At 65.4% G+C, this 21765-nt stretch carries 16 protein-coding genes; 2 read left to right on the forward strand and 14 right to left on the reverse strand.

Going from position 1 to position 21765, the window contains the following annotated elements:
- Positions 1–51: 51 nt before the first annotated feature.
- Entirely contained in the window at positions 52–1353 is a 1302-nt protein-coding gene (gene lplT, locus V8Z78_RS10665) for a lysophospholipid transporter LplT (RefSeq protein WP_003070514.1), read from the reverse strand.
- A gap of 133 nt (positions 1354–1486) precedes the next feature.
- Here lplT and alr point away from each other — a divergent pair, with 133 nt between their 5' ends.
- Positions 1487–2593 carry an alanine racemase gene (gene alr, locus V8Z78_RS10670; protein WP_003070517.1) on the forward strand — a complete coding sequence of 369 codons (1107 nt, stop codon included), beginning with the start codon at positions 1487–1489 and terminating at the stop codon, positions 2591–2593.
- A 118-nt stretch (positions 2594–2711) separates the two neighbouring features.
- Here alr and V8Z78_RS10675 read toward each other — a convergent pair whose 3' ends face one another.
- The 3 genes from V8Z78_RS10675 to V8Z78_RS10685 all read right to left on the reverse strand — a co-directional run bounded on the left by V8Z78_RS10675 (position 2712) and on the right by V8Z78_RS10685 (position 6188).
- A complete protein-coding gene (locus V8Z78_RS10675) occupies positions 2712–3911 on the reverse strand; it encodes an aspartate aminotransferase family protein (protein WP_349731342.1) in 1200 nt (399 codons plus the stop codon).
- A 218-nt stretch (positions 3912–4129) separates the two neighbouring features.
- Positions 4130–4954 carry a YggS family pyridoxal phosphate-dependent enzyme gene (locus V8Z78_RS10680; RefSeq protein ID WP_279090758.1) on the reverse strand — a complete coding sequence of 275 codons (825 nt, stop codon included), beginning with the start codon at positions 4952–4954 and terminating at the stop codon, positions 4130–4132.
- A 4-nt stretch (positions 4955–4958) separates the two neighbouring features.
- Complete coding sequence (locus V8Z78_RS10685; protein WP_349731343.1) at positions 4959–6188, reverse strand: benzoate/H(+) symporter BenE family transporter; 1230 nt, start codon at positions 6186–6188, stop codon at positions 4959–4961.
- Between the two features lie 108 nt (positions 6189–6296).
- On the opposite strand from V8Z78_RS10685, the gene pdxR reads away from it, so the two are divergent.
- Positions 6297–7778, forward strand: coding sequence for a MocR-like pyridoxine biosynthesis transcription factor PdxR (gene pdxR / locus V8Z78_RS10690; RefSeq protein ID WP_349731344.1), 1482 nt, complete (start codon positions 6297–6299; stop codon positions 7776–7778).
- Between the two features lie 35 nt (positions 7779–7813).
- On the opposite strand, the gene bioF is transcribed toward pdxR, so the two are convergent.
- The 10 genes from bioF to V8Z78_RS10740 all read right to left on the reverse strand — a co-directional run bounded on the left by bioF (position 7814) and on the right by V8Z78_RS10740 (position 21761).
- Complete coding sequence (gene bioF / locus V8Z78_RS10695; RefSeq protein WP_349731345.1) at positions 7814–9010, reverse strand: 8-amino-7-oxononanoate synthase; 1197 nt, start codon at positions 9008–9010, stop codon at positions 7814–7816.
- Positions 9007–9690, reverse strand: coding sequence for a dethiobiotin synthase (gene bioD, locus V8Z78_RS10700; RefSeq protein WP_179627252.1), 684 nt, complete (start codon positions 9688–9690; stop codon positions 9007–9009). Before bioD ends, bioF begins: the two co-directional genes overlap by 4 nt.
- Complete coding sequence (gene bioA, locus V8Z78_RS10705) at positions 9687–11030, reverse strand: adenosylmethionine--8-amino-7-oxononanoate transaminase (RefSeq protein WP_280031072.1); 1344 nt, start codon at positions 11028–11030, stop codon at positions 9687–9689. The genes bioD and bioA overlap by 4 nt, the downstream gene beginning before the upstream one ends.
- Before the next feature lie 131 nt (positions 11031–11161).
- Positions 11162–12154 carry a biotin synthase BioB gene (gene bioB, locus V8Z78_RS10710; protein WP_280031107.1) on the reverse strand — a complete coding sequence of 331 codons (993 nt, stop codon included), beginning with the start codon at positions 12152–12154 and terminating at the stop codon, positions 11162–11164.
- A 545-nt stretch (positions 12155–12699) separates the two neighbouring features.
- Positions 12700–13695 carry a porin gene (locus V8Z78_RS10715; protein ID WP_003070535.1) on the reverse strand — a complete coding sequence of 332 codons (996 nt, stop codon included), beginning with the start codon at positions 13693–13695 and terminating at the stop codon, positions 12700–12702.
- A gap of 258 nt (positions 13696–13953) precedes the next feature.
- A complete protein-coding gene (locus tag V8Z78_RS10720) occupies positions 13954–15099 on the reverse strand; it encodes a Fe-S oxidoreductase (protein WP_280031073.1) in 1146 nt (381 codons plus the stop codon).
- A gap of 188 nt (positions 15100–15287) precedes the next feature.
- Entirely contained in the window at positions 15288–16364 is a 1077-nt protein-coding gene (locus V8Z78_RS10725; RefSeq protein ID WP_003070538.1) for a homocysteine S-methyltransferase family protein, read from the reverse strand.
- Between the two features lie 66 nt (positions 16365–16430).
- Complete coding sequence (alkB, locus tag V8Z78_RS10730; RefSeq protein ID WP_280031074.1) at positions 16431–17105, reverse strand: DNA oxidative demethylase AlkB; 675 nt, start codon at positions 17103–17105, stop codon at positions 16431–16433.
- Positions 17102–18574, reverse strand: coding sequence for an efflux transporter outer membrane subunit (locus V8Z78_RS10735; RefSeq protein ID WP_280031075.1), 1473 nt, complete (start codon positions 18572–18574; stop codon positions 17102–17104). The genes alkB and V8Z78_RS10735 overlap by 4 nt, the downstream gene beginning before the upstream one ends.
- A complete protein-coding gene (locus V8Z78_RS10740; protein WP_349731346.1) occupies positions 18567–21761 on the reverse strand; it encodes an efflux RND transporter permease subunit in 3195 nt (1064 codons plus the stop codon). Before V8Z78_RS10740 ends, V8Z78_RS10735 begins: the two co-directional genes overlap by 8 nt.
- Positions 21762–21765 lie beyond the last annotated feature (4 nt).

The raw sequence follows: 21765 nt of genomic DNA on the forward strand, positions 1-21765 counted from the left end.
AAGCTATTGATCGTGTAGTGAATGCAGCTTGTCGGCGCCAGCTGCAGAGCTTCAATGGCAGTCGCGGCGGGCGACTTCCAGCAGCTTTTCAACCTCTGCCGGGTGCCTTCTGCAATTATTCCAGTGCCAGATGCCGATCAGCACCATGCTAGCGGCAACCAGCAGACCGAATACCGTGATCGCACCAAAGGCAGTCAGCCCCATCTTGGTGGACAGGCTGTAGAAGCCGCCCATGGCCAGAATGGCCAGTTGCTCGTTGAAGTTCTGCACCGCAATCGAGCGGCCCGCGCCCATGAGATTATGGCCGCGATGCTGCAGCAGCGCATTCATGGGAACGACCAGAAAACCGCCCAAACCGCCAAGCAGAATGAGAAAGGGCACGGCCACCCAGAGATTGTCGATAAAGATCATGCAGACCACGAGCAGGCCCATGAGCACGCCCAGGGGGATCACACGCGTGGCGTTGTCCAGGCGCATGCGCATGGATGCCAGCACCGCACCGACGGCCGTACCGATTGCCACCACCCCCACCAGGGCCGAGGCCTGGGTGGTGCTGTAACCCAGAGCCGCAGCTCCCCAGGCCAGCACGATATAGCGCAAATTGCCCGAAGCCCCCCAGAACAGCGTGGTGGTGGACAGCGAAATCTGGCCCAGCTTGTCGGCCCACAGGCGCTTGCTGCACTGCCAGAAGTCGGGCAGCAGGCCCAGCAGATTGGCAACCAGGCTCTTGTTCGGGTCTTCGCGCAGCGGGCGCATGGCCACGCCCGTCAGCGGAATATGCAGATTGAACCAGGCCGCAACGACGTAGATCAGGATCAGCAGGGCAATTGCGGCCTCGGCTGGGGTGTCCACGCCGGTATTGAAATACGGGAAGTCAAAGCCCAGCAGATGCTGGGAAACGGTCGGCCCCACCAGTTGGCCGCCCACCAGCACGCCCAGAATGATGGAGGTGATGGTCAGCCCCTCGATCCAGCCATTGGCCTTGACCAGTTGAGAGGCCGGCAGCAGCTCGGTCAGGATGCCGTACTTGGCCGGCGAATAGGCGGCCGCGCCCAGCCCGATGACGGCGTAGGCGATCAAGGGATGATGGCCGAAGAGCATCATCAGACAGCCCATCACCTTGATGGCATTGCTGATGAACATGACCCTGCCCTTGGGCAAGGCGTCCGCAAAGGCTCCGACAAAGGGGGCCAGGACCACATAGAACAGGGCGAACATGGGCACCAGGGCAGCACGTTGCCACTCGGGGGCACCATTGGCACGCAACAGCTCTACAGCGGTCACAAACAAGGCGTTGTCTGCCAGCGAGCTGAAAAACTGCGCTGACATGATGGTGTAGAAACCGCGCTTCATGAATTAGCTGTAACTGGCACCGGACGGACCGATGCCAAGGAAATAATAGACCCCGTGGCAAGTGACTGGCGGTTATATCACGCAGGCTCCAGCTGACAGTGCCAGAATCCCACTGGTCTGATTGAGAAAAACCATGCCTCGTCCCATTACTGCCACCATCCATCCTGAAGCCGTTCGCCACAACCTGGAGCGGGTACGGCAAGCCGTCCCTGATGCCAAATTGTGGTCCGTGATCAAAGCCAACGCTTATGGCCACGGTATCGAAAACGTGTTTGAGGGTCTGCGAGCGACGGACGGTTTTGCCATGCTGGACCTCGACGAGGCCCAGCGCGTGCGCAATCTGGGATGGCGCGGCCCCATCCTGCTGCTCGAAGGCGTGTTCGAGTTGCGCGACCTGGAAATCTGCTCGCGTCTGGGCATCTGGCATGCAGTGCACTGCGACGAGCAGATCGACTGGCTGGCCGCCCACAAGACCCAGGTCGGCCACCGAGTTTTCCTCAAGATGAACAGCGGGATGAACCGGCTGGGCTTTACACCCGAGCGTTTTCGTGCGGCTTATGCGCGGCTGAACGCTCTGCCCCAGGTCGACGAGATCTCGTTCATGACCCACTTCAGCGATGCCGATGTGGAGCATGGCCTGGATCACCAGCTCAGGGTCTTTCACGAAACCACGCTGGACCTGCCCGGCGAGCGCAGCGTCAGCAACAGCGCAGCCACCTTGCTGCATGGTGATGAAAACAATGTGCGCTGCGACTGGGTGCGCCCCGGCATCGTGCTCTACGGCAGCTCGCCAGACTTTCCCACCCATGATGCGGCTCATTGGGGTCTTGAGCCGACCATGACGCTGTCGTCAAAAATCATCGGCACGCAGGAGCTGCATGCCGGCGACACAGTGGGCTACGGCTCGCGTTTTCAGTGCGACGGACCGCTGCGCCTGGGCGTGGTGGCCTGCGGCTATGCGGACGGCTATCCGCGCGTCTGCCCCACGGGTACGCCCGTGCTGGTGGACGGTGTGCGCACCCGCACGCTGGGCCGCGTCAGCATGGACATGATGGCTGTGGACCTGAGCCCTGTTCCCAAGGCCAGGCTGGGCAGCGAAGTCACGCTCTGGGGTCGCGCCAGCAATGGTGCCGTGCTGCCCATCGACGAGGTCGCCGCTGCTGCCGGCACGCTGGGCTACGAGCTGATGTGTGCCGTGGCTCCCCGCGTCCCCAAGCAGGTGGAGGGTGCGGGCAAGTAGACCGGCCTGCTCCCGACGCGATGCAGGCAGGTAGGCAGGCAGGCAGACAGGACCGCGCATCAGAGTCCGGAATGCGGCGCCAGGAACGACTTCGGCCGCAGCGCTCACGCACCGGCAGCTAAACAGCGTGGCGGCTTGGTGCGCTGTCCTGGCACAGGCTGGCGACTCTGGCAACGATGTCGTCAATCTGTGCCTCATCGCAGATCAGCGGCGGCAACAGCCGGATCGTGCGCTCACGGGTCACGGTAATCAGCAATCGCTGTTCGGCCAGCGCGCGGCCGACCAGCTCCTGGCAGTTCCGGTTCAACTCGATCCCAGCCATCAGGCCCAGGCCTCGGATGGCCTGCACACCCGGGTGTCCTCCCAGAGCCCGCCGCAGCCCGGCCAGCAGGCGCTCGCCCAGCTGTGCTGCCCGCTGCGCAATGCCGTCTCTTTCCATGATGTCGAGCACGGCACAGGCCACGCGGCATGCCAGCGGATTGCCGCCGAAGGTGGAGCCGTGCTGGCCGGGACAGAACAGGTTCGCGACGGAGCCACGCGCCAGACAGGCGCCAATGGGAACACCGTTGCCCAGTGCTTTGGCGAGGGTCATCACATCGGGCGTGATACCGGCGTGCCGGTGCGCGAACCAGGCCCCCGTACGGCCCAGGCCGGTCTGGATCTCGTCGAGCATCAGCAGCCAGCCCTGGCTGTCGCAGAGCTCGCGCAGAGCGCGCAGGTAGCCGGGACTGGCGACACGGATGCCGCCTTCGCCCTGTACGGGCTCGACCAGCACGGCGACGATACCTGGTACTTCCTGGGCCGCACGGCGCACTGCATCGATGTCGTCATAGGGCACGCGCACAAAGCCCGGCATCTGCGGCTCGAAGCCTTGTTGCTTGGCCGCGTTGCCCGTGGCGGCGAGTGTCGCCAGCGTGCGGCCATGAAAAGCGTTCTCCATCACGAGAATTTGCGGCTCGGCCACCTGCTTGCGATGCCCGCGCAAGCGGGCGAGCTTGAGAGCCGTCTCATTGGCCTCGGCACCCGAATTGCAGAAGAACACCTTTTCCATGTCGGCGAGCGCGCACAAGCGCTCGCCAAGCTGCTCCTGCCAGTCGATACGGAACACGTTGGAGGTATGCAGCAGCGTCGCGGCTTGCTCGGCCATGACGGCGGCGATCTCCGGATGTGCATGACCCAGGCTGGTGACAGCCACGCCGGCGATGGCGTCCAGGTATTCCACCCCCTGCTCGTCCCAAAGGCGGGCACCGCGACCGCGCACAAAAGAAACAGGTTGGCGGGCGTATGCCCTCATCAGATGGGAATCGGTTTGTGGCATGCAATGCTCCGGTGGGATGTAAAAGAAAACTGGCGGACATCAACCAGCTCAAGAGAACTCTGCAGCGGGCCAATGCCCGGTCTCAGCGGCAAAAATCGCGCGTTGCGCTTGCCGGGCATGGCGCAGCACCCGCAGGACCTGGCGGCAGATTGGCCGGCTTGCTACGGCCGCAACGCACCGCGCGGGTACAAGCCACCTGCGATTGCGCCTATGCCATATCAATCGGTAACGGATTCCGGCGTATCCGGATCAGAGCGCGTTGGCCAGTAATAGCTATCGGGTAACGGACGCGCGCCGAAGATGGCCTGCCCCACGCGCACCACGGTAGCGCCCTCCTCGATGGCGATCTCGAAATCGCCGGACATCCCCATCGACAGAGCATCCAGCTCCATGCCCGCAGGCGCGCTTTGCTGCAACCGATCGCGCAGCTCGCGCAGGAGAATGAAACACCGACGCACCCGTTCGGTCTCGGCGGAAAACAGCGCCAGCGTCATCAGACCACGCACGCGCAACGCGGAAAACACAGGCAGTTGCTGGATGAAGTCCGGAACAGCCTCGGGACTCAAGCCATATTTGCTGGCCTCGCCCGAGGTATTGACTTGCACGAACACGTCCAGCGACCGCCCTTGGGCCTGCAGATGCCTGTCCAGCGCCTCTGCCACGCGCAGGCTGTCCAATGCCTGGAACTCGCTGGCAAAACGTGCCACCAGCCTGGCCTTGTTGGTCTGCAGGTGGCCGATGACCGACCAGCGCAGATCGGCCAGGTCCTGCATGGACTCCCATTTCCCAAACGCTTCCTGTACCTTGTTCTCGCCCAGCAGGCGGCAGCCCGCTGCATAGGCCAGACGCAGGCTGGCTTGCGGCTTGGTCTTGCTGACGGGCAGCAAGCGCACGCTGGCTGGATCACGCCCCGCGCGCTGGCAGGCCGCTGCAATGCGTTCCTGCACGGTGGCGAGGTTGCGACGAAAGCCCTCTACCGTGCCGGCCTCGGGGTACAGGCCATGTTGATCGTGACGGGTCGGGGTTTCTGAAGTCATGGGCATCACCTCATCCTTTTTCCATGGCGGCTATCGCGGCCGACTGTGCGCTCCAAGGCAGCCGGCCGTTGAGGACGGCATAGGCGAGCAGCCCTATGACCAGGCCCCAGAAGGCGCCGCCAATACCCAGCAACGTGATGTTGGCGGCAGCAGCCAGGAAGGTGATCAACGCGGCCTCGCGCACCTTGGCATCCGCCAGGGCCGTGGCCAGGCTGGCGCCAATGGTGCCCAGCAGGGCGAGGCCTGCCAGCGTGGTGATGAAGGTGGCAGGAAAAGCCATGAAGACCGCCGCCAGCGTGACCCCGAACACGCCGACCAGGATGTAGCACATGCCTGCAACAACGCCGGCAATCCAGCGCCTGGAGGGATCTTCATGCGCCTGCGGGCCCGTAGCGATTGCAGCCGTGATCGCGGCGATGTTGAACGCATGCGAACCAAACGGAGCCATGAGCAGCGAGCCCAGGCCCGTGATCGTGACGATGGGATTGGCGCTGGTCTTGAAGCCATCGTTGCGCAGCACCAGCATGCCGGGCATGTACTGGCCGGTCAGCGTGATGAGAAACAGCGGCAGCGCGACGCTGAGCAGGGCATTGAGCGAGAATTCCGGCCTGGTGAACACTGGGGCAGCAAGCTGCAACTCCAGCCCGGACAGATCGACCCGATTCTGCGACAGCAAAAAGACCAGCCCCAGCACCAGGATGCCGACGACGGCATAGCGTGCCGAAATCCGTTTGAGCACCACATAGGTCGCGATCAGCAGGCCCGCCAACATGGGATCGACGCTCATGCCACCAAACGCCTTGATACCGAATTGCAGCAGGATGCCCGCGAGCAGTCCGGCCGCAATGCCGGCAGGAATAAGCCGGATGACGCGCTCGAAATATCCCGACAGCCCCAGCACCACGAAAGCCAGCGCGGAGACCAGGTAGGCCCCCACTGCTTCGGCATAGGGCGTGCTCGCAAGGGCAGTCACCAGGAATGCCGCAGCAGGTGTGGACCAGGCCGTGATGATGGGCTCGCGCGTCGCCCAACTGAGCAGCAGACCTGTCAGCCCTACGCCAATCGAGATCGACCATACCCAGGAGGCCGTCAACTCGGGGCCGAGGCCCGCCACCTTGGCCGCCTGGAACACAAGGATGAAGGTACCGCCGTAGTTGACGATGACCGAGATCAGGCCTGCCACGACGGGATGTGTGAGATCGTTCCAGCGAAGAGACGAAGGCGAGTGGGTGGTTGACATGGTCTTGCAAGGGCTCCCGGAAAAGTGATTGACCCCATGGGGTAGCAGATTTATAGAATCGAAATGGCCTGATACTCCCGGCCACTTTTTTGCAGGAATACAGACCATTTGTTCAAGCACGCCCAACTCGAATCCGTCAAAGCCTGGATCGGCGACCCCGCTCATGGCGCCTTGCCGCTGCATGTCCGCATCCAACGGGCCATACGGCAGCTGATCCTCGATGGCGCGCTGGACGTGGGCCGGCGCCTGCCGGCATCGCGAGCCCTGGCCCAATCCTTGGGTGTCTCGCGCGATACGGTGGAGGCCGCCTATGGCCAGTTGCATGCCGAAGGCTTTATCGAACGACGCACGGGCAGCGGCAGCTTTGTGTCCGAGCAGGTGCAACGCCTTCCGGGGCGTGGCCTGATGCAAAGTCCTTTGGCGCGCGTTCCCGCCCTGCGTTTGAGCCAACGCGGCGCAGCCATGTTCGCGGGCGGTGGCCTGCGTGACTTCCTCGCGCCACGCGCTTTTGCGCCCGGTGTGCCTGAGACACGCAACTTCCCGCTTCAGACCTGGGAGCGCCTGCAGCGGCAGGTGCTCAAGGAGCACGGCACCCGGGCTCTGCTGCACAGTCCACCGCAGGGCACCGAGGCTTTGCGCCAGGCCATTGCCGCCTATGTCAACCTGGAGCGCGGCGCGCGCGCCACGCCCGAGCGCGTGCTGGTGCTGACCAGTTCGCAACAGGCTCTGACCCTGTGCGCCAATGTACTGCTCGATGCCGGTGATCGCATCTTCATCGAAGACCCTGTGTATCACGGCGCACGCAAAGCCTTCGATGCGGCGGGGCTGGAATGTGTGCCCGTGCCGCTGGACGGCGACGGCATGCGGGTGGACTTACTGCAGACCCTACCCGCTGCCAGGGCGGTGTTCCTGACTCCATCCCACCAGTTCCCGACGGGCACCACGCTGGCTCTGGATCGCCGGCTGGCCGCCATAGCCTGGGCGCAGCAGGAGCAGGCCTGGATCATCGAAGATGACTACGACAGCGAATTTCACTACGCCGGCAAGCCCATGGCCTGCGTACAGGGGCTGGATCAGCACGAGCGCACGATCTATGTCGGCACCTTCACCAAATCGATGTTCCCTGGGCTACGCATAGGCTATATGGTGTTGCCGGCTTCGCTGGTCGCCCCCATGACGGTGGCGCGAACCTTGCTGGATGGACACAGCGCAGCGATTGCGCAATTGACGCTGGCGCGGTTCATCGAAGGCGGGCACCTGGGAGCGCATGTGCGTACCATGCGCGCCGTCTATGCCGAGCGACGCGATGTGCTGGCGCGGCTGGTGCGCGAGCATCTGGGCGACTTCCTCGAGCCACGGGTGCCGGCGGGAGGCATGCAGATGCCGTGCACCCTGTTGCACGGCATTGCTGAACGCGCCGCCGTGGATGGTGCGCGCAGGGCGGGCATAGACCTGCTCGGCTTGACGCAGCTGCATGCATCGAGCCCGCAACAGACGGGTTTTCTCATGGGATTTGCCGCTCACGCACCGCATGAACTGGAAGTCGCCGCGAGGAAGCTGGCGCAGGTGCTGCAGGCGCTACGCCACTGACAGCGACCGGCGCGCCAGCGCAAAACGGCCAGGCCTCAGCCGGCAAGCTCCTGCAGCGCCGCCAGCAATTGCTTCACATCGGCCTCGGTATGCAGCGCCGACAAGGCGATACGCAGCCGAGCCGTGCCCACGGGCACGGTGGGAGGGCGAATCGCGGGCACCCACAGGCCATGGCGGCGCAGCCCCTCCATAAGGCCGAGCGCAGCGTCGTTGCCGCCCACCACCAGTGCCTGCACGGCCGTGTCCGATGGCAAAAGCCGCCAGCCCTTGCCCTGCAACAAGGGCTGCAGACCCGCGCGCAGCTGGGCAATACGAGCCTGCAGCTGCTCACGCAAAGCGCTCTGCTCCTCAATCAGCTGCAGACTGGTTTGCAATGCACGCGCCAGCATCGCAGGGGCGGCCGTCGCAAAGGTGTAGCTGCGCGTTTTCTGCAGCAGCCACTCGATCAGCAACTCATGACCTGCCACAAAGGCGCCCGAGACACCGGCCGCCTTGCTCAGCGTGGCCATGTAAAGCACACGTGGCGAGGCCTTGACCCCTGTCAGCCCCGCAGCCGCGAGGCTGCCACGGCCTTGCGGGCCGAGCACGCCGAAGCCGTGGGCATCGTCGAGCAGCAGCAACGCGTCGTAGCGCTCGCACAATGCCAGCAGCCCCTCGATATCTGCCACATTGCCATCCATGCTGAAGACGGCATCGCTCACCACCAACTTGCGCTGCACCGGGCAAGCAGCCAGCAGTTGCTCCAATGCAGCCAGATCGCCATGCTCGAAACGGTGGATCTGGCCACGCGACAGGCGACAGCCATCGATCAGGCTGGCGTGGTTCAGAGCGTCAGAGAAAATGGCGTCGCCCGCCCCCACCAGCGCCGGGATGATGCTGGCATTGGTGGCAAACCCGGCATAGAAGTAAAGCGCACGGGGCAGCTGCACAAAGCGGGCCAGTTCCTCCTCCAGCGCGGCATTGGCCGTGCTATGGCCGTTGACCATGGGAGAGCCGCCCGAGCCCACACCGAAATCCTGCGCACCGGCGCAGGCCGCCTCAATCATGGCCGGGTGCTGTGCCAGCCCCAGATAGTCGTTGCTGCAGAACTGCAGCATGGGCTGCCCGTCGACCAGAATGCGCGCGCCTTGCAGGGGCGCTACGGTACGGCGGGTACGGCGCAGCGCGGCGGCGTCCAGGGCTGCCAGCTGCCGTGGAATATCCTGCAGCCAGAAATTGGAAGATGCTGTCATTGCCATTCCTTGGGTAAGGAGAAACTGGTCAGGCGAGGATCGGGAGTGGCCTGCCACGGAATATCGGCCAGCAGCGGCGCGCCAAGCCGTCCCAGCTGGTTGCGCAGCCAGTCCATGTTTTCCTCGGGCACCAGCATCTGCGGCTCCACACGGCTGGCCACCCAGCCCGCCAGCGGCAAGCCTGCTGCGCGAATCGCCTCGGCGGTCAGCACCGCATGGTTCAGGCAACCGAGCTTGAGGCCCACCACCAGCACCACTGGCAGTTGCAGCGCCACGGCCAGATCGGCAATGCACAGAGTCTCGGACAGCGGCACACGCCAGCCGCCTGCGCCCTCGACCACCACGGCATCGGCCTGCGCGGTCAGTTGCCGGTAAGCGTCCAGAATCGGCGCCAAAGTCACCTCCACGCCCGCGCGCCGGGCCGCGATATGCGGCGACATGGGGTCTGGCAGCAGCACGGGGTTGTCCAGCACTGCCGGCACGGCCAGCGTGGAGGCAGCACGCAGGGCTACCGTGTCTTCGTTGACCCAGCCCCCATGCCCGTCGGGCTCGGCGCCTGCGGCCACGGCCTTCATGCCCACCACGCGCGAATGGTGTCCTGCCAGTGCGTGCAGCAGTGCGCAGCTGGCCAGGGTCTTGCCCACACCGGTATCGGTGCCCGTGACGAAACAGCCGATCATGCTTTTCCCTTCTTCGCGGCAAGCTCCGCTTCCTGCTGCAAGCTGGTATTCAACGCGGCCAGCGCCGCCTGACCCAGGTGGGCGATATCGGTATCGTTCAGCACATAGGGCGGCATGCAGTACAGCGTGCGTCCTATGGGGCGCAGCAGCAGGCCCAGATCCAGCGCCGCCTGGTGGTAGCGCTGCGCAAAGTCCGGCAGGGAGGTATCGATGTCCCAGGCCCAGATCATTCCCTGCTGGCGCGGGTTGCTGACACGGGGGTGAGCATTCAGCCCGGCGAATGCAGCACTGATCTTTTCAGCCAGTTGCCGGTTGGCAGCCAGCTGGTCCAACTGCTCGAACAGCTCCAGCGTGGCCACGGCAGCGCGGCAGGCCAGGGGGTTTCCGGTATAGGAATGCGAGTGCAGAAAGCCGCGCGCAGCATCGTCGTCATAAAAAGCGGCATAGACCTCATCGGTCGTCAGCACGGCAGACAGGGGTAGCGTGCCGCCCGTCAGGCCTTTGGACAGGCAGATGAAGTCCGGCCTGATACCTGCCTGCTGATGGGCAAACAGGCTGCCGGTACGGCCAAAGCCCACGGCGATCTCATCCACCACCAGATGCACCAAATAACGGTCGCACAGCGCCCGGGCCAGACGCAGGTATTCGGCGTCATGCATGGCCATGCCGGCGGCGCACTGCACCAGCGGCTCCAGAATCAGGGCTGCAGTCTCCTGGTGATGCGCTTGCAGCCAGGACTCCAGACCCTCTGCTGCGCGGCGTGCCACATCGGCAGCGGTTTCGCCAGGCCGGGCCTGACGGGCATCGGGGCTGGGCACCGTGGCCGACAGACGCACCAGAGGGCCATAGGCATCGCGAAACAGCGCAATATCGGTGACCGACAGCGCGCCTACGGTCTCGCCGTGGTAGCCGCCGGCCAGACCCACGAAACGGTGCTTGGCAGAATGCCCCTGGTTGCGCCAGTAATGAGCGCTCATCTTCAGCGCGATCTCGGTGGCCGAAGCGCCGTCACTGCCATAGAACGCATGACCGAGGCCGGTCAGGCCGGCCAGGCGCTCGGACAGTTCGACCACGGGGGCATGGGTGAAGCCGGCCAGCATCACATGATCGAGCTTGCACATCTGCTCGGTCAGCGCCGCCCGGATATGCGGATGCGAGTGACCGAACAGATTGACCCACCAGGAACTGATGCCGTCCAGATAACGGCGGCCCTCGGTATCCACCAGCCAGGGCCCGGTGGCGTGGTCAATGGCAATCGGCGGCGCGGCTTCGTGCCGCTTCATCTGGGTGCAGGGATGCCAGACATGGCGCACGCTGCGGCTGGCAAGACTGTGTTCCATCAAAAACTCCTGAGGCGAATCACCCGCCTTGTCAAAACGCAGGCGCAGCGCGGCCTGGCCTGCACCGGAGGCAGGGCCATGCAATTTGCAATGAGAAAGCCCCGGCGCGATGGCCGGGGAAGAATCAGGGATCAGCTCGCGGCCGATGCCCCCAGGCCCTTGAGCCCCAGCTTGCGCATCAAGGTGGTATCGGCCTCCACATCGGGATTGCCGGTCACCAGCAGCTTGTCGCCGTAGAAGATGGAATTGGCTCCCGCCATGAAGCACAGGGTCTGCACGGCCTCGCCCAGTTGCTGGCGGCCCGCCGACAGGCGCACGCGGGCCTTGGGCATTGTGATGCGCGCCACGGCGATCACACGGACAAAGTCCAGCGGATCCACCGGCTCGCTGTCGGCCAGCGGCGTGCCGGGCACGGGCACCAGGCTGTTGATGGGCACGGACTCGGGATAGGGCTCCATGTTCGCGAGCTGGGCAATCAGGCCGGCACGGTGGACCTCGGTCTCGCCCATGCCGATGATGCCGCCGCAGCAGACGCTGATGCCCGCATCGCGCACGGCAGCCAGCGTGTCCAGCCTGTCCTGGTACTGGCGCGTGCTGACCACATCCTTGTAGTACTCGGGCGCGGTGTCGAGGTTGTGGTTGTAATAGTCGAGACCCGCATCGCGCAGCGATGCCGCCTGATGGGGCAGCAGCATGCCAAGCGTGGCGCAGGTCTGCATGCCCAGCCCCTTCACGGCACCGATCAGCTCGTTCATCTTCTCGATGTCGCGGTCCTTGGGCGCGCGCCAGGCAGCGCCCATGCAAAAGCGGGTGGCTCCGGCATCCTGGGCCGCCTTGGCGGCGCGGGTGACTTCCTCCACGCTCATCAGCTTCTCGGCCTTCACGCCCGTATCGAACTCGGCCGACTGCGGGCAATAGCCGCAATTCTCGGGGCAGCCGCCGGTCTTGACGGACAGCAGGGTCGCCAGCTCGATCTCGCCTGCAGGCCAGTTCTCACGGTGCACGCTCTGAGCACGGTGCAACAAGTCCAGAAAAGGCAGGTCCAGCAAGGACTGCACTGCCTCCACGGGCCAGCGCTGCGCTTCGGAGGCCGCGGCGGGCTTGGCCGGCGCATGCCAGTGCATGGTCTGGCTGCCGCAGGCGGCGGCTTGCTGCGCGTCGGCGGCGCGCACTGGGTTGTCTTGCTCGGGCACGGAATAGGACATCGCGGTCTCTCCTCAATCGGGGGAATGCCGCGCATTTTGGGCAAAAAAATCAAGGATTTACAGAGCCAGCATGCAAATAGTTGCCAGCCAAAGAGTTGCAGCAAGAAGCGCTATTTTTGAGCGCCATTTCAATGCATTTGACAGATTTTCAGCACTCATTAGAAACAGCCAGCCATAACTTCTGCCAAATTGAGCTCTTGTGCACTCAATTAAATGGAATACACCAGATTCAGACCTTGGATTTCAACGAGGAAGAGCGTAGATATCGGCAAAAAACACGGTTTTTGGCGATTTTTATCCGGACAAGGCCTGGATCAGGGCCAGAAACAGTGCTGTACCGCCCGTGCAAAGGCGCACAAACACCCCAAACTGGCGGATTTAATTCCCTCAACTCTTGTTGGACATTCGCACCGGGCGCAAAAAAGCCGCAGCAAGGCTGCGGCTGTGGGGCTGGAGGCCTGGGCTTAGAAGGCGTGAGCCATGCCCACGCCGAACGAAGTTCCCGAGTCCGCGCCGTACTCGTAGCTCTTGCGCCCCAGGCTGGCATAGAGCGTGGTGCGCTTGGACAGCGCGTAGTCGGCGCCCAGGGAGTAGAAATGATTGGTCTGCTCCTGCATGCGCTGGCGTCCATAACCGGCCTTCAGCGTGGTCTGTCCCATCTGATAGGTGGCGCCCAGCGTCACGGCCTTGGCCGAGAGTGCCGTCTGAGCCACGCGCGAATAGTCCCAGGCGGCCATCACGGCGGCTGCGCCAAAGCGGTATTTGCCAGCCACGAAAGTGTCTTTGTCACCGCTGCCGTTGCGCTCGAAGGCCAGCATGCCGCTCAGGCTGTCCGAGTCGTAGTTGAGAGAGGCCGAATAACCGCGCCCTTCGCGGCGCAAGGTCAGCGGCACCTCGGTGCGCTCCGGCGAGGCACTCAGATGCAGGGTGAAGCCGGCCACCGTGGGCGAGTCGTAGAAGATGCCATTGGCCATGCGCCCATACTCGGCGGTGCCGTTGTTGCTGTAGCGGTCGGTAGGCGTGAGGTAGTGCCACTGATACCAGGCCGGCGAGGAAATGCGGTTGAAATTGGCCCAGGGGTCGAACTTCCAGTCCTGCGACCACATGGCCGACAGGGCGCGGCCCAGGCGCAAGTGGCCAAAGCCGCCCTGCAAGCCCACCGTGGACTCGTCGTGCCAGAACGGCTTGCGGCCCTGATCCTCCAGGCGCCCGGTATCGATATCGAAACGTGCGCTCAGGCGGAAGGTGGCCTTGAGGCCACCGCCCAGGTCCTCCCAGCCGGCAATCGCAAGATTGCTGCGCTGAATCGTGCCGGCCTGCGCCGTGCCATCAAAGCCGCGATAGATGCCGCCGTCGATCAGACCGCCAATGCTGACGCTGGACGACTGGGCCGCCGCAGGCAGCACGGCAGACAAAAGAGTGAAACATGTGGAACAAGCAATGCCAGTACGCAAGCGCATGCCGGTGGTTCTCCTTGAATTGTGAAGTCACTGCCCCCGCAGCCAGCTCTTGGCACAGCAGAAGACAGAGAAGGTCGAAGACCTGTGAGATGAGGTGATGACAGGCAGTCAGGCCCTGCCTGATGCACTGAAGACAGCCGGAACATGGCTGGCAGCCTGGCTGCCAATTCCGACCCGAGAAGCCTGCTCAAAAAGCAGGCAACGGGAAGCATTATGAAAGTGCGGCCCGCGCAGAGTCCAGCCCTGCGTCAGCTTGGTTCAGCCGCTGCGCGCCACGCCGGAGGCTGCCCAGATGCGATTCATCTCGCTGCAAAACGGCTGGGCGCAGGGTGCCAGGCCCTGGTACTGGCAGCCTTCGGTCATGCACAGATGCGAACGGTGCTCGCCGCTGCGGCGCGGCACAGGCAGGGCATTGGCGGCCTGGGCCGCGGCCATCATCAGCCAGGGATCGGACTTGTTCTGCAGCAGTTGCTGCACTTCCTGCGCCAGCGCCGGTGCGGGCAGGTTCAGGGGCAGACCGGCCATCTGTGCCGGCGTCGCCTGAGCAGTGCTCGCCGTGACGGGCTGCAGCTCCAGCCACAGCAATGCGCTGGTGGCAAGTGTGCTGGTCGCCACCGACGACTGCGGCTGCACCACCAGAGCCAGAGGACCGCTGCTCAAGACACCCGGATCCGCCATGGGCAGACGCAGGGCCGTCCCCGGCCCCTGGACTGTCGGGATGCTTGCCGCGCCCACAGCCTGCGCCCAGGCGGCGGGCACCTGCAATGTCAGGGAAAAGCTGCGCTCGCCTTGCGGCGTGACCAGCGTGCCTTGTTGCACCAGCCAGTTCTGCAGCTGGGGCAGACGCGGTGCGGCAGCGCCACCTGCAGGTGCTGCCGCCATGCCCTGCTGTGCCTGCTCCAGCGCCACGGCCGCCGTGGGCGACAGGGCCGCGGCCGTCTGCAAAGCCGAGCTGGGCGGCTGCGCGCCAGACACCGCGGCCTGCGCCAAGGCCTGCATCAGCGCAACCGATCCCTGCTGGCCGGCCAGCAGCTGCAAGGGCTGTGCCTGTCCCTGCAGGCTGACCTGAACCTGCGCGAGCAGGCTTTGCACAAACTGCTGCACGGCCGCTGGCAGGCCCTGACTGGGCCAGCTTGCCGCAGGCGCACCGGGTTGGGCTTGCACCTGCAGTGCCAGCTGCGCAATCAGATGCTCAAAGGCCTGGAGCTTGAGGTTCTGCAAGGTTTGCGGCGACCACTGCACCATGCTGGTCGCCGGGGGCGTCGCCTGAGCGGCGGGCAGCTGCTGCGCTGCGGGAAGCTCCGGGACAGCGGCTGCTGCCACATCGCCGACCTGCACAGCCGCCTGGCCCGTGGGCACGGACACGGGCAGTACGGGGGCAACAGGTTGCAGTGGTGCAGTCATGCGGTCGACGGTGGCGGGGTATCAAAGCCGGAATCAGGCCATTGTGCCCGCCCCTGCGAATAAGCATCGGAAAAAGATGCTGCCAATGCTTGTGGCTCAAGCACCAGGGCTGCCCGGATCGTGCCGGGCCGCATGGTTCACGCCGGCGATCCGATGCGCGGATCAGGGGCGAACCATTCCAGGCGGAATCAGGCCTCGGCCGGGTAGAACAGCTTGCGCGTGGCCGTGGCCTGCACGGCCTTGGCAATGGCACCGATATGGTCGGGCGTGGTGCCGCAGCAGCCGCCCACGATATTGACCAGACCTTCGGCCGCGAACTCGTGCACCAGACGGCTGGTGATCTCGGGCGTTTCGTCAAAACCGGTGTCGCTCATGGGGTTGGGCAGGCCGGCATTGGGATAGCAGCTGATGAAGGTGTCGGGAGCCGCCTTGGCCAGTTCCTGCACATAGGGACGCATCAGCGTGGCGCCCAGGGCGCAGTTCAGCCCCACGGACAGCGGGTTGCTGTGGCGCACGCTGTGCCAGAAGGCCGTCACGGTCTGTCCGCTCAGAATCCGGCCCGAGGCATCGGTCACCGTGCCGCTGATCATGATGGGCAGGCGCTCGCCGGTCTGCTCGAAGGCCTCGTCCACGGCAAACAGCGCGGCCTTGGCGTTGAGGGTGTCGAAAATGGTTTCGACCAGGATCACGTCGGCGCCGCCTTCAATCAGCGCCAGCGTCTGCTCCAGATAGGCCTGGCGCAGCTGCTCGAAAGTGATGTTGCGCGCGGCAGGGTCGTTCACATCGGGGCTGATGGAGGCCGTCTTGGGCGTGGGGCCCAGGGCGCCGGCCACATAGCGCTTGTGATCGGGCGTGCTGTACTTGTCACAGGCCGCACGCGCCAGCTGGGCGCTCTTGAGGTTCATCTCATAGGCCAGGTCGGCCATGTGATAGTCCTCCTGCGCAATCGTGGTCGCGCCAAAGGTATTGGTCTCGATCAGATCGGCGCCGGCAGCCAGGTATTTCTCATGGATGTCGCGAATCACGTCGGGACGGGTCAGCGACAGCAGTTCGTTGTTGCCCTTGACGTCATGGGCGAAGTCCTTGAAGCGCTCGCCCGCACCGTCGGCACCGGCATAGCCCTCGCCGCGATACTGAGCCTCGCCCAGCTTGAAACGCTGAATCATGGTGCCCATGGCGCCGTCAAGAATGACGAGGCGCTTGGCAAGCGTTGCGGGCAGCTCCTGGGCTCGGGTGTAGGCGGGGGTGGGGTGCGACTGGCTCATAGAACGCCATTGTAGGAAAGCTGGCCGGCTTTGCCGGGCAGCCGGGCATTGCCCTGCCGCCAGCGCCTATTCCGATGGCTGGCCTGCCGGGTAGCGAGCCTTGGCCATGCGGAACGTCAGATTCCAGCGCTCATTGCCAAGCAGCGGGTGCTGGCCCTCCCTGAGCGGAGCGACGCCATGGAACACCAGGCGTGAGGGCCCGCCCCAGACCAGCACATCGCCATGGGTGAGCGCAAGGCGCCGGGTGGGGCTCTGACGCGTCAGCCCGCCCCAGAGGAAACGGCAGGGCAAGCCCAGCGAGACCGAGACTATGGGCGCAGCAAAGTCATGCTCGTCCTGGTCGCGGTGCAAGCCCATGCGCGCGCCCGGCTGATAGCGGTTGATCAGGCAGGCATCGGGTGCAAAACCCGGATAGCCGGCCAGCGCCGCCGCCCTGGCGGCCTGCTCGCCCAGAAAAGCCGGTATGGCAGGCCAGGGCTTGCCGGTCTGCGGATCGACGGCGCTGTAGCGATAGCCCTGCAGATCCGAAATCCAGCCCCAGCCGCCGGCGTTGGTGATCGCCACCGACATGAACTTTCCGCCGGGCACCTGCATGTTTCGAAATGCGGCCCGTGTCTGCAAAGCCGTCACATCGGCCACCCAGCGCTGCTCCTGGGCTGCCGCAAAACCGCGCAGCAGCACGGCACCGTCATCAATGATTTCGGCGGGCTGGGGTTCGTCAGGAAACAGCGAAAGCGTCATTGCAGCGCCATCATAGGCTTGGCCGGTGGCTGCCCCTCCCAGCCGCCGGCCAGCGCCTGATACAGCGCCACGGCGGCACGCAGACCGCGCGCGCGGCTGTCGGCCGCCGCGTCCTGGGCCGCGTAGAGGTCGCGCTGTGCGTCCAGCACCTCGTACAGGCCCACGCTGCCCAGGCGGTAGCGGCGCTGCGCGAGCTGCTCGGCCCGTGCACGCTGCTCGGCGGCCTGGGCCAGATGGGCGTCCTCGGTGCGGGTGCGCGTGAGAAGCACCAGGGCGTTTTCGGTGTCCTCCAGCGCCAGCAGCACGCTTTGCTGGTACTGGGCCAGCGCGACCTGGGCACCGGCCTCGCTGGCAGCGATGCGCGCGCGCACGCGGCCCACGTCGAGAAAGGACCAGTCCACACCCAGGAACACGCTGCGGCTCGCGCTGCCGGCCTCGAACAGCGCTCCCGTGCTGAGAGCGGAGCTGCCCAGCAGACCGCCCAGCGACAGGCGCGGGAACAGCTCGGCCGTGGCCACGCCCACCCGCGCCGTGGCGGCATGCAGACGCGCCTCGGCGGCGGCCACATCGGGACGACGGCGCAACAGGTCGGCGGGCGTGCCGGGAGCGATGCTCTGCGGCAACTGCGGCAAGGCGGCCGGCGCGTCCAGCGCTGCGATCAGTGCCTCGGGCACCTGGCCGGTAAGCACGGCCAGCCGGTGCTGTGCCATGGCGATCCGTGCCTGCAGCGCCGGAATGCGCGAGCGTGTGGTCTCCAGCTGCGCCTGGGCGCGCGCCAGGTCGAAGTCGGTGCCGCTGCCATGCGCCAGCCGCAGCTGCACCAGGCGCAGCGTATCTTGCTGATTGGCGGCATTGGCTTCGGCCAGATGCAGGCGCTGCTGCCAGCCGCGCAGATCGGCGTAGCTGGCCGCGACCTGGGCAGCAATGGCGACCTGCAGCGCAGCCAGATCAGCGGCGCTGGCACGCAGGTCGGCGCTGCCGGCCTCTATGCTGCGACGCACGCGACCGAACAGGTCCAGCTCCCAGCTCGCGTTGATGCCGGCGCTGTAGCTGCGCTGGCTGCGCGGCCCGCTTGGTGCCTGGCTTTCGCTGCGTCTTTGCTGCAGCGCCTGGCCCGACAGGGTGAGCGTGGGAAGCTGATCAAGACGACTTTCGCTCAGCAGGGCCTGGGCCGCATCCAGCCGCGCCAGCGCAGCGCGCAGATCCTGGTTGGCCCGCAGGGCCTGCTCGACCAGCTGCGTGAGTTGCGCATCCTGGAACTGACGCCAGAACGCGGCATCGGAGCCGATCTCTGGGGATGCCTGCTGCGGGACTGCGGACGGTTCGGCCCGCGCGAACTGCGCGCCGGCCTCAGGCGGCTCGGGTGCGCGGAAATCGGGACCGACGGCGCAGCCTGCGAGCAGGGCCGAAAGGCCCGCCACGGCCCATGCCAGCGCATGCCGGCGCAGAGGTTGGGAGATCTCAGACATGGCTGCCCTCCAAGGATGCGGGTGAAACAGGTGAAGCAGGATGGGCAGGCGTTCGGGTCGCCAGCGAACGCCCCGACAGGCGGCGCAGCGTGACGTAGAACACCGGCGTGAGGAAGAGACCGAACAGGGTCACGCCCAGCATGCCCGAGAACACCGTCACGCCCGTGGCCGCGCGCACCTCGCTGCCCGCGCCGCTGCCGATCAGCAAGGGCACGGCGCCCGCGATGAAGGCGATGGAGGTCATGACGATGGGACGCAGCCGCAGGCGGCAGGCCTGCAGCGCGGCATCGACGATGGGCGAGCCGCGCATCTCCAGCTCGCGTGCGAACTCCACGATCAAAATCGCGTTCTTGCAGGCAAGACCCATGAGCACCACCAGACCGACCTGCACGAAGACATTGTTGTCCCCTCCGGCCAGCCACACGCCGAACAGCGCCGCGCAGATGCACACGGGCACGATCAGGATCACGGCCAGCGGCAGGGTCCAGCTTTCGTAGAGCGCGGCCAGCACCAGAAAGACCAGCATCACGGCGATGACGAAGACCACGGCCGCGGCATGGCTCTGTTCGACCTGCTGGTAGCTCAGGTCCGTCCAGGCCAGCTCGATGCCGCGCGGCAGCGTGCGCTGCGCGATCTCCTGCAGCTTGATCAGCACCTCGGATGAGGACAGCAGGCGCGGATCGGAATCGCCGATCAGGTCGGCGGCCGGAAAGCCGTTGTAGCGCAGCACCGGATCGGGTCCGTAGCTGGGCACCACGGTGACCATGGAGCCTATGGGCACCATCTCGCCGCGCGCGTTTCGCGTGCGCAGCTGGGCGATGTCCTCCACGGCCTGGCGGTAGTCGGCATCGGCCTGCAGCATCACGCGCCAGACGCGGCCGAAGGCGTTGAAGTCGTTGACATAGACCGATCCCAGATAGGCCTGCAGGGTCTGGAACAGATCAGTCAGCGCCACGCCCTGGGCCTTGGCCTTGATGCGGTCCACCTTCACTTCCAGCTGCGGGATATTGGACTGGTAGCTGCTGACCGGGTAGGTCATGCCCGGCGTCTTGGCGATCTCGGCCTGGAAGGCCTGCAGCGCCTGCTGCAGCGCCGCGTAGCCCAGGCCTGCGCGGTCCTGCAGGAACAGCGAGTAGCCCGAGCCGTTGCCCAGGCCCTGGATGGGCGGCGGCATCAGCGCATAGGCGAAGCCGCCCTCGATCTGCGCGAACTTGGCACCCAGTTCGGCATTGATGGCCTCGGCGCTGCGTGTGCGCTCGCCGAAGGGCTTGAGCATGATGTAGGAGCTGGTCAGATTAGGCGTGGTCGTGGACTGCAGTGCATTGAAGCCCGCGAAGGCCGCGACCATGTCCACGCCATCCACGCTCTTGGCCGTCTCCACCATCTGGCGCGTGACCGCATCGGTGCGGTTCAGCGACGCCCCCTCGGGCAGCTTGGCGCCGGCAAACAGGTAGAGCTTGTCCTGCATGGGGATGAAGCCGCCGGGCACGGCATGGAACAGCACGGCAGTGCCGGCCAGCAGTGCCGCATAGACCGCGAACACCAGGCCGCGTCGGCGCAGCGAGCGACCCACCGAGTTCTGGTAGCCGTGGGCGCTGCGATCGAAGAAGCGGTTGAAGGGCCGGAAGAGCCAGCCCAGGCCCTTGTCGATGACGCGTGCCAGCGCGTCGCGCGGTGCGCCGTGCGGCTGCAGCAGCTTGGCCGCCAGTGCCGGCGACAGGGTCAGCGAATTGATGGCCGAGATCACCGTGGAGATGGCAATCGTCACCGCGAACTGCTGGTAGAACTGGCCCGTGACGCCGCTGAGAAAGGCCATGGGCACGAAGACCGCGCACAGAACCAGGGCGATGGCGATGATGGGCCCGGAGACCTCCTTCATGGCCAGATGGGCCGCCTCCTGCGGGCTGTGGCCTTGCTCGATGTAGCGCTCCACGTTCTCGACCACGACGATGGCGTCGTCCACCACGATGCCGATCGCCAGCACCAGGCCGAACAGCGTCAGCGTGTTGATGGAATAGCCCAGCAGGTACAGGCCCGCGAACGTGCCGATGATGGACACGGGCACGGCCAGCAGCGGAATGATGGAGGCGCGCCAGGTCTGCAAAAAGACGATGACCACCAGCACCACGAGGATCACGGCCTCGATCAGCGTGCTCTGCACGGCCTTGATCGAGTCGCGCACAAAGACCGTGGGGTCCCAGACGGATTCGAAGGCCACGCCTTCAGGCAGGTCCTTCGAGAGCCGGTCCATGGCCGCGTAGACCTGCTCGGCCACGCCCAGCGCATTCGCGCCCGGCGACAGGAAGATGCCCACGGCCGCCATGTTCTTGGTGTCGCTCCACGAGCGCAGCGTGTAGTCGCTGGCGCCCAGCTCGATGCGCGCCACGTCGGCCAGACGCACGACCTGACCGCCTTCGCCGCTCTTGAGCACAATGCTGCCGAACTCCTCGGCCGTCTTCAGCCGCCCGCGCACATTGATGGACAGCAGCTTGTCGGACTTCTGCGCACTGGGCTCGGCGCCCAGCTGGCCGGCCGAGACCTGGATGTTCTGCTCGCGGATGGCGGCAATCACCTCGCCGGCCGTGAGCTGGCGTGCCGCCACCTTGTGCGGGTCCAGCCAGACACGCATCGCATAGTCGCCCGCGCCGTAGATGCCCACGTCCCCCACGCCGGGAATGCGCGCCAGCACATCCTTGATCTTGAGCGTGACATGGTTGCGCAGGTACAGCGCATCATGCCGGCCATCCTTGGAGACCAGGCCCACGTACATCAGCGGCGTGGACGCCTGCTTCTGCGTGGTCACGCCGAACTGTCGCACCTCCTCGGGCAGCCGGCTCTGGGCCTGGCTGACGCGGTTTTGCACGCGCACGGCGGCGGTGTCGGGATCGATTTCGGGGCGGAAGGTGGCAACCACCTGCAGGCTGCCGTCCGAAGCCGCGACTGACTTCATGTACATCAGGCCTTCGACCCCGTTGATGGCTTCCTCCAGCGGCACGGCCACCGACTCGGCGACCTCCTTGGGATTGGCCCCCGGATAGGTGGCGCGCACGACCACGCTGGGCGGCACGACCTCGGGATATTCGCCCACCGGCAGCTGCGGAATAGCCACCAGGCCGACGGCGAACATGATGATGGAGAGCACGACCGCGAAGATGGGCCGGTCTATGAAGAATTTGGAGAAGTCCATGGCA

It is taken from the genome of Comamonas sp. wu1-DMT (genome assembly GCF_040187805.1).
GTDB classification, from domain to species: Bacteria; Pseudomonadota; Gammaproteobacteria; order Burkholderiales; family Burkholderiaceae_C; genus Comamonas; species Comamonas thiooxydans.